Below are 9,527 nucleotides of genomic sequence, written 5' to 3' on the forward strand. Positions count from 1 at the left end.
TGCTGAGTTGCTGGACGTGCTGGACGTGCTGGGCGTGCTGAGTTGCTGGGCGTGCCGAGTCGCCGGGCCGCTCGGCGCGTGGGGCGCGGACGGTGCGCCCTCACGCGCCGTGCGCGGGGACGTGCGCGGGACGTGCGCGAGGACGTGCGGGGAGGCGCGGGGCGCGGTCAGGGAGCGGCGGGCGCGGTGGCGCCGAAGCCCTCGATCACCGCGTCGTTGGCGTCCTTCTCACCGACGGCGATCCGGACGCCCTGGCCGGGGTAGTAGCGGACGGCCACCCCTCGGCGCTCCAGCTCCGCCCGCAGGGGAAGCTGGTCACCCGGCGCGACGACCCAGAGGAAGTTGGTCAGGCTGGGCGCCACCGTCCAGCCCAGCCGCAGCAGTTCGGCCCGCAGGCGCTCCCGCTCGGCGGCGATCTCGGCGATCCGCCGGTCCACCTCGTCCTGGGCCGAGACGGCGGCCAGCAGGCCCGCCTCCTGGAGCCGGTTCACCGCGTACGGGACCTGGTGGTCCCGCACCCGCTGGGCCACGGACTCCTCCGCGAGCGCGTAGCCGATCCGCAAGGCGGCGATGCCGTGCGACTTGGAGAGGGTGCGCAGCACCACCAGGTTCGGCCACTCGGCGATCCGGTCCGGCACCGCCGGGGCCGTCCAGTCCCGGGCGAAGTCGACGTACGCCTCGTCCAGCAGGATCAGCGCCGTGGCCGGGACGCGGCGGAAGAAGTCCGTCAGCTCCGCCCAGGAGTAGACCGTGCCGGTCGGGTTGTGCGGGTTGCACAGCACGACGATCCGGGTGCGCCCGTCCAGCCGCTCGGCCATCGCGGCCAGGTCGTGCCGGGCGTCGGGGCCGAGCGGGACGGCCCGGGCCTCGGCCCGGGCGATCTCGCAGAACAGCGGGTACGCGTCGAAGCAGGGCGCCGAGTGCACCACGTTGTCGCCGGGCCCGACGACGGCGTGGAAGAGGTCCAGCGCCACGCCCGCCGAGCCGTGGCCGACCACGACCTGGGCGGCCGGGACGCCCTGCCAGTCGGCGATGATCCCCTCGATCCGCTGCGGGCGGAAGTCCGGGTAGCGGTGCAGGTCGCCGGCGGCCGCGGCCAGGGCGGCGACGACGGACGGCAGCGGCGGGCCCGGGTGCTCGTTCTGCGCCAGCAGGTGTCTGGCGGCGGAGGCGGCGGCCATCAGTCGGCCTGGAGGACGTAGAGCCAGGAGTGCGGGGTGGCCAGCGCCTCGACGCGGTCGATCCGCAGTCCGGCGTCGGTGAACAGCTCCTCGTACGTCTCCTTGGTGTGCAGCGGCACGCCCATCATCGCGTGCGCCAGCTCGAAGCCGACCGAGAAGACCGGCAGGGAGCTCTGGGACTCGCCCGGGCCGCGCAGCATGGTGTCGCCGAGCACGAAGGTGCGGGCCTTCGGGAAGGCCTCCCGCATCCGGGTGAAGATCGAGGAGCGGGTGGCCGGGTCGGCCAGCAGGTCGTGCAGCAGGAAGAAGCTCATCACGGTGTCGACCTCGGCCACCTCGGCGGCCTCGGCGTCGTTGTCGATCTGGGTGCCGAGCAGGCCCAGGACGTCGGCCCGGACGGCGGTGACGCGGTCCTGCATACCGGCGGTGACGATGTCGCGGCGGGCGATGTCGGTGGCCGGGCGGCTGATGTCGATGCCCAGGCCCCGGGTGCCCTCGCGCTGCCCGACCACCCGGCGCACCCGGGCGGAGGTGCCGCTGCCCAGGTCGGCGATGGTGCGGAAGTCGATGCCGGAGAGCACGTCGGTCAGCTGCGCGGCGAACAGCGACTGGTCGCACTGGGCGGAGCCGAGGGCGACCATCGCCTCGTCGCGCAGGACGTCCTCGCCGTAGTGGTGCGTCCCCGTGCTCAGGTGCCCGGCGCGGCCGAACACGTCGTGGTACCCGCCGACGGCCCAGGTGAAGTAGCCGCGCGCGGCGGCGACTTCGAGGCCCACCTCGGTGGGCACGTAGGTGGTGCCGTCGGCCTTGACGTAGCCGCAGTCGGCGGCGGCGCGCAGGACGGCCTCCGTCCGGGCGGTGTCGCCGCCCTGGGCGGTGGCCTCGACGGCCGAGAGCGGCTCGCCGCGCCCGAGCTTCTCCAGGACGCCGATCCGGTCCAGCGCGAAGATCACGTTGGCGGCGATGAAGCCGTTGTAGGCGTCGGTCGACGTGATCGGCGACGGGGTGACGCCGCGCCAGGTGTCGGGGATGGCGGCAGTGGTCATGGTGGTGTCCGTTTCTCGGTGGGCGGGCCGGGTGCGGCCCGCGCGGTGGGTGCAGGTCGGTGGCCTGCGGTCGGAGGGGATGCGAAAGTCGGCGGGTCAGGTGGCCGGTCGGTCGGTCAGGCGGGCGGCGAGCACCGGGCCGATGACGGCGAGCGCCTCGGGGCCCGTCATGGCGCCGTGGGTGCTCGGCACCTCGTGGACGTCGATCCGGCCGCCCACGTGGGGGCGCCAGCCGTCCGGGTCGGGGGCGTCGGCCGGGCGGTCCTTGGCGGCGGTGAAGACCACCGCGTCGCCGTCGTAGCCGGGCAGCGGGAGCGCGTGCGCCAGCTCGGCGTTGGTCCGGAAGACCGCGACCACCCGGGCCACCGCGGCGCCGCTGAGGCCCGCGAGCGGGCCCTCGCCGTGCCGGACCAGCTCGGCGTAGCCGTCCTCGTCCTCGGGCCAGGCGTCGCTCTCCCCGGCCGGGTGGCCGAGCGAGTCGAGGATCACCGACAGCTGCGCCGGGTCGTCCCGCCACTGCTCGGGCTCCGCCTCGCCGGCGCCCGGGTAGGCGTCCAGCAGGGCCAGCAGCCGGACCTCCTCGCCCTGGTCGCGCAGCAGCGCGGCGATCGCGTGGGCGACGGCCCCGCCGAAGGACCAGCCGAGCAGGGCGTACGGACCCTCGGGGCGGACGGTGCGGATCTGCGCGAGGTAGTCGCGCGCCAACTCCTCGACGGAGGAGGGGCGGTGGCCCGGATCGGCCAGGCCTGGGGCCTGGAGGCCGTAGATCGGCTGCTCGGCGTCGAGGTGGCGCAGCAGGCCGCTGTACACCCAGCTGATGCCCGCGGCCGGGTGGACGCAGAACAGCGGCGGGCGCGAGCCCCGGGTGCGGATCGGCAGCAGGACGGGGAAGCTCTCGGCGCCCGGCCCCCGGGCGAGCCGCTCGGCGAGCCCGGCGACGGTCGGTGCCTCGAACACGGTGCGGACCCCGATCCCCTCGCCCGCGCCGACCAGCTCCCGCAGCCCCGCGACCAGTCGGGCGGCCAGCAGCGAGTGCCCGCCCAACTCGAAGAAGTTGTCGTCCACACCGACCCGTTCGACGCCGAGCACGTCGGCGAACAGCCCGCAGAGCACCTCCTCCTGCGGCGTGCCGGGCCTCCGGCCGGCGCCGGGCCAGGCGGCGGTGTCGGGGGCGGGGAGGGCGCGGCGGTCGACCTTGCCGTTGGCGGTGAGGGGGAGGGCGTCCAGGGCCACGACGGCGGAGGGCACCATGTGGTCGGGCAGGGTCGCGCCGACGTGGGCCCGCAGGAGGGCCTGGTCGACCGTCTGCCCGGGCCGGGCCACGGCGTAGCCGACCAGGCGCCGGTCGCCGGGGCGGTCCTCGCGGACCAGGACGAAGGCCTGGGCGAGGGAGGGGTGGCGGACGAGGGCGGCCTCGATCTCGCCGGGTTCGATGCGGAACCCGCGGACCTTGACCTGGTGGTCGGTGCGGCCGAGGTACTCCAGGGAGCCGTCGGCCCGGCGGCGGGCGAGGTCGCCGGTGCGGTACATCCGGCTGCCGGGGGCGCCGTACGGGTTGGCGACGAAGCGCTCGGCGGTCAGGCCGGGCCGGTTGAGGTAGCCCCTGGCCAGGCCGACGCCCGCGAGGTACAGCTCGCCGACGACCCCGGCGGGGACGGGCTGCAGGGCGGCGTCCAGGACGTGCAGCCGGGTGTTCAGGATCGGCCGGCCCAGCGGCGGCGCGATGCGGCCGGACAGCGGGGCGGTCATGCTGGCGCAGACGGTGGACTCCGTCGGCCCGTAGGCGTTGACCATCCGCAGGCGGGCGGACCAGTGCTCGACGAGGTCGGGCGGGCAGGCCTCCCCGGCGACGGCCAGGGTCTCGACGTGGGCGAGCGCGTCGGGGGGCAGGACGGCCAGGGCGGTCGGCGGCAGGGTGAGGTGCGTGACGCCCTGCTCGGCGATCAGTTCGGCCAGGGCGGGGCCGGGCAGCAGCTGGTCGGCGGTGCCGAGGACGGCGCGGGCGCCGGTGAGCAGGGCCAGGCTGAGTTCGGCGACGGCGGAGTCGAAGGAGGGGGAGGCGAACAGCAGGTAGCGGCTGTCCGGGGTCACGGCCAGGCTCTGGCGCTGGCTCTCGACCAGGGCGGCGAGGCCGGTGTGGGGGACGACGACGCCCTTGGGGCGGCCGGTGGAGCCGGAGGTGTAGATGACGTACGCGGCGGCGTCGGGGGCGGGTTCGGTGCCGGGGTCGGTGCCGGGTTCGGCGTCCGCGAGGTCGTGCGCCGGGTGGGCGGAGGTGTCGAGGTCCTCGATCAGCAGGCGCGGGACCGGGATGTCGGCCGGCAGACCGGCGGCCACCGTGCCGGTGGTGAGGACCAGGACGGGGGCGGCGTCGGCGAGCATGTAGGCGATGCGGTCGGCCGGGTAGCGCGGGTCGAGCGGGAGGAAGGCCGCGCCGGCCTTGAGGACGGCGAGCTGGGCGACGACGAGCTCGATCGAGCGGTCCAGGGCGATCGCGACGAACCGCTCGGGGCCCGCACCGTACGCGGTGAGCAGCCGGGCGAGGCGGTTGGCGCGTCCGTTCAGCTCGGCGTAGCTGAGCTGCTCGGCGCCGAAGGCGAGCGCGACGGCGTCGGGGCGGGCGGCGGCCTGGGCCTGGAAGAGCGCCGGGAAGGTGGCGGGGGCGACGGGGTGGTCGGTGTCGTTCCAGGCCGTGACCAGCTGCCGGCGCTCCTCCGGCGCCAGGATCTCCACCTGGCCCACCCGCTGGTCCGGGTCGGCCAGCACCGCGCGCAGGGCGCGCTCGAACCGCGCGGCCGTCGCCGCCGCCGTGGCCCGGTCGAACAGGTCGACGGCGTACTCGACCGTCAGCTCCAGCCCGGCGGGGGCGCCGTCGCGGTCGAAGGTCTCGCCGAAGGCGAAGGTCAGGTCGAACTTGGCGAGGTCCGAATCCAGCGCCTCGACCCGGCCCGGCAGGCCGCCGAGGCGGACTTGTCCGGCGTCGCCGCCGGAGGTCAGCATCACCTGGCAGAGCGGGTGCCGGGCCGTCGAGCGCGCCGGGTTGAGCAGCTCGACCAGGCGCTCGAAGGGCACGTCCTGGTGCCCGAAGGCGTCCAGGGTGCCGATCCGGACGCGCTCCAGCAGTTCGCGGAAGCTCGGGTCGCCGGACGTGTCGGTGCGCAGCACCAGGGTGTTGACGAAGAAGCCGACCAGGTCGTCGAGGGCTTCGTCGGTGCGTCCGGCGACGACGGTGCCGATCGGCAGGTCGGTGCCCGCGCCGAGGCGGCCCAGCGTGGTGGCGAGTGCCGCCTGCATCACCATGAACACGCTGGCCCGGCTCTGCTGCGCCAACTCGACCAGGGAGGCGTGGAGTTCGCCGTCCAGGTGCAGTTCCACCGCCGCGCCCCGGTGGGTGGGCGCGGTCGGGCGGGGGCGGTCGTAGGGGAGCGCCAGCTCCTCCGGGAGGCCGGACAACGCCTGCTGCCAGTGGGCGAGTTGTTCGGCGAGCAGAGCGGTGGGCTGTTGCGGGGTGCCGAGGAGTTCGTGCTGCCAGAGGGCGTAGTCGGCGTACTGCACGGGGAGCGGCTGCCACTGCGGTGAGGCGCCGGTGAGCCGGGCTTCGTAGGCGGTGGCGAGGTCGTGCAGGAGCGGTGCGACGGACCAGCCGTCGGTGGCGATGTGGTGCATGAGGACGAGCAGGACGTGTTCGTCGTGCGGGAGGGAGAGTAGCGTCGCGCGGACGGGCAGGTCGTGGGCGAGGTCGAAGACCTGCCCGCCGGCCTCGGCCAGGGCGGCCCGGAGCGCCTCCTCGGTGGCCACCGGCACGGTGTGCAGCGGGAGTTCGGGACGCTCGACGATCAGCTGGTGCGGCTGGCCGCCGGTGGTCGGGTAGACGGTGCGCAGCACCTCGTGGCGGTCGAGGACGTCCGTCAGCGCCGCCTGGAGGGCGGGGGCGTCGACCCGGCCGGTCAGGCGCACCGCGCACGGGGTGTTGTAGAGCGCGTTGGGGCCCTCGAACTGGTCGATGAACCACAGGCGTTGCTGTGCCGGAGAGAGCGGGATGCGCTCGGGCCGGTCGACGGGCCGCAGGGCCGGGCGGGCCGTGCCGGAGGCGGGCAGGGCGGCGGCCAGGGCGGCGACCGTGGGGGAGTCGAACAGGGTGCGGATGGGCAGTTCGGTGCCGAGGGCGGTGCGGATGCGGCTGACCAGCTTGGTGGCGAGGAGGGAGTGGCCGCCGAGGTCGAAGAAGCGGTCGTCGATGGTGACGGTGGTGAGTCCGAGGACGTCGGCGAAGAGTGTGCAGAGGGTTTGTTCGGTGGTGTTGCGGGGGGCGCGGCCTTCGGTGGTGGCGGTGTAGTCGGGGGCGGGGAGGGCGCGGCGGTCGACTTTGCCGTTGGCGGTGACGGGGAGGGTGTCGAGGATGACGACGGCGGCGGGGAGCATGTAGGTGGGGAGGGTGTCGGCGACGGCGGCGCGTAGTTCGCCGGGGGTGACATCGCCTGTCGACGTGGTGGTGTAGACGACGAGGCGTTTGTCGCCGGGTTGGTCTTCGCGGACGTGGGCGAGGGCTTGGCCGACGGCGGGGTGGGCGGTGAAGGCGGTTTCGACTTCGCCGAGTTCGATGCGGAAGCCGCGGATCTTGACCTGGTCGTCGGCGCGGCCGAGGAATTCCAGGATGCCGTCGGTGGTCCGGCGGGCGAGGTCGCCGGTGCGGTACATCCGCTCACCGGTGGTGAACGGGCAGGCGACGAAGCGTTCGGCGGTGAGGGCGGGTCGGCCGGTGTAGCCGCGGGCGAGTCCGGCGCCGGCGATGTACAGCTCGCCTGCCACGCCGGCGGGTACGGGTTGTAGCGCGGTGTCGAGCACGTAGGTCCGGGTGTTGGCCAGCGGGCGGCCGATCGGCACCACGTTCGGGACCGCCGAGGCGGGGGTCATGGTGAAGGTGGTCTTGATGGCCGTCGTCTCGGTGGGCGCGTAGACCGCGACGACGGAGGTGTCCGGGCACGCCTCGAAGAGCCGGCGAACGGCCTCGGGCGGGACGACGTCGCCGCCGGTCCACACCTGCCGGACGGCCCGGAAGGCCTCCGGCGTCTCCTCGGCCATCAGCCGCAGCAGGCCCGACGGCGCCTGGACCAGCGTCACCTGGTGGATGGTGATGGTCTCGGCGAGGCGCCGGATGTCCAGTTCGCCGGGCTCGGCCAGCACGATCGCCCCGCCGGTGACGAGCGGCGCCCAGATCTCGGTGGTGGAGGCGTCGAAGGCGGTGGGCGAGTGCAGCAGGACGCGCTCGTGGTGGCCCGCGCGGAAGTGCTGGTTGCCCAGCAGGTCCACCACGTTGCGGTGGGTGACGGCGACGCCCTTGGGCAGGCCGGTCGAGCCCGAGGTGTACATCACGTAGACCAGTTGGCCGGGGTGCACGGGCACGGCCGGGTCGCCCGCCTCGGGGGCCGTGGCGAGCAGCGCGTCGGTGACCTCGACGGTGGCGAAGCCGCCGGTGGCGAGGACCGGGTGCCCGTGGTGGGCCGGGTCGGTGAGCAGCAGGCCGGTGCGGGTGTCGGTGAGGATGTGCTGGAGCCGGTCCAGCGGGTAGCGGTCGTCCAGCGGGACGTACGTGCCGCCCGTCTTGGCGATCGCGAGGACGGCCGTGAGCAGCCCGGCGGAGCGCTCCATCAGCACCGCCACCGGCTGTTCGGTGGTCAGGCCGCGCGCCAGCAGCAGGGCGGCGAGGCGGTTGGCGCGCTCGTTCAGCTCGGCGTAGCTGAGCTGTTCGGCGTCGGTGATCAGGGCGGGGGCGTCGGGGGTGGCGGCGGCCTGGGCTTCGAACAGCCGGGGCAGGCTGGTGTCGGGCACCGGTGCGGTCGGTCCGTTCCAGCCGGTGAGCAGGTGCTCGCGTTCGGCGGGGTCGAGGATCTCGATGCTGCCGATCGGGGTGTCCGGGTCGGCCGCGACGGCGCGCAGGACGCGCAGCAGCCGCTCGGCGAGGGCGGTGGCGGTGGCGTGGTCGAACAGGTCGGCCGCGTAGTCGACGGCGCCGCGGACGCCGAGGCAGTCGCCGTCCGCCGCGAGGTGTTCGACGAAGTTGAAGTTCAGGTCGAACTGGGCCTGGGCCTCGCCGGCCTCGACCGGCCGGGCCGACACCGGGCCGAAGGCGAGATCGCCGGCCCGCTCCGTGTTCAGGGTGACGAGCGACTGGAAGAGGGGGTGGCCGGCGGTGCGGGTGGGGTTGAGGTGTTCGACCAGGCGCTCGAAGGGGATGTCCTGGTGGTCGTAGGCGTCGAGGTCGGTGCGGCGGACGCGATCCAGCAACTCGCGGAAGCTCGGGTTGCCGCTGGTGTCGGTGCGCAGCAGCAGCGTGTTGACGAAGAAGCCGACCAGGTCGTCGAGGGCTTCGTCGGTGCGTCCGGCGACGACGGTGCCGATCGGCAGGTCGGTGCCCGCGCCGAGGCGGGTGTAGAGGGCGGCGACGGCGGCTTGCAGGGCCATGAACAGGCTGGCGTTCTGTGCGCCGGCCAACGCGGCCAGGGCGGTGTGCAGTTCGACGTCGAGTTCCAACGCGGCGGCGCCGCCCCGGCGGGTGGGCGCGGTCGGGCGGGGGCGGTCGCAGGGGAGCGCCAGCTCCTCCGGGAGACCGGACAACGCCTGCTGCCAGTAGGCGAGTTGCAGGGAGACGACGCTCTCCGGGTCGTCCTCCTCGCCGAGCAACTCGCGCTGCCAGAGGGTGTAGTCGGCGTACTGCACCGGCAGCGGCTCCCACTGCGGCTCGGTGCCGGCGAGCCGGGCCTCGTAGGCGGTGGCGAGGTCGCGGAAGAGCGGGGCGACGGACCAGCCGTCGCTGGCGATGTGGTGCGTCAGCAGCAGCAGGACGTGCTCGCCCGGCGAGGGGAGGGCGTACAGCCAGGCGCGGACGGGGAGGTCGGCGGCGAGGTCGAAGACCTGCCCGGCGTCCTCGCGCAGCCGCTCGGACAGTTCGGCCTCGTCGGCCACCGGCACCCGGTGCAGCGGCGGGCGCCCCTGGTCGAGGATGTGCTGGTGGGGCTGGCCGTCGGTGGTCGGGAAGACGGTGCGCAGCACCTCGTGCCGGGCCACCACGTCCCACAGCGCGCCTTCGAGGGCGGCGGCGTCGAGCTCGCCGGTCAGCCGGAGGGCGAACGGCGTGTTGTAGAGGGCGCTCGGGCCCTCGAACTGTTCGATGAACCAGAGCCGCTGCTGGGCGAACGACAACGGGATCAAGGTCTGCCTCCGACTGGCGACTTACGGCTGCTGTGGTTGGTGGGGCTGGTGGGGTTCGGCGGTCGCGGGGCGCCGCCCGCCGCGCCGCCGG

3 protein-coding genes are annotated in these 9,527 nt (G+C 74.6%); all 3 read right to left on the bottom strand.

All coding sequences use genetic code 11. The annotated features are described in order from the left end of the window. Window positions 1-167: 167 nt before the first annotated feature. Window positions 168-1,181, bottom strand: a complete 1,014-nt coding sequence (locus ACIQVZ_RS22120; RefSeq protein WP_402452317.1) for a pyridoxal phosphate-dependent aminotransferase — start codon at window positions 1,179-1,181, stop codon at window positions 168-170. Next, window positions 1,181-2,227: a class I SAM-dependent methyltransferase gene (locus ACIQVZ_RS22125; protein ID WP_350887093.1), complete on the bottom strand. Its 1,047-nt coding sequence runs from the start codon at window positions 2,225-2,227 to the stop codon at window positions 1,181-1,183. The genes ACIQVZ_RS22120 and ACIQVZ_RS22125 overlap by 1 nt, the downstream gene beginning before the upstream one ends. Window positions 2,228-2,323: 96 nt before the next feature. After that, the gene (locus ACIQVZ_RS22130; RefSeq protein WP_402452318.1) at window positions 2,324-9,436 is read right to left on the bottom strand and encodes an amino acid adenylation domain-containing protein; all 7,113 of its coding nucleotides are present in this window, start codon (window positions 9,434-9,436) and stop codon (window positions 2,324-2,326) included. Window positions 9,437-9,527: the final 91 nt, after the last annotated feature.

The sequence above is a fragment of the Kitasatospora sp. NPDC098663 genome (assembly GCF_044760075.1).
Taxonomy (GTDB): domain Bacteria; phylum Actinomycetota; class Actinomycetes; order Streptomycetales; family Streptomycetaceae; genus Kitasatospora.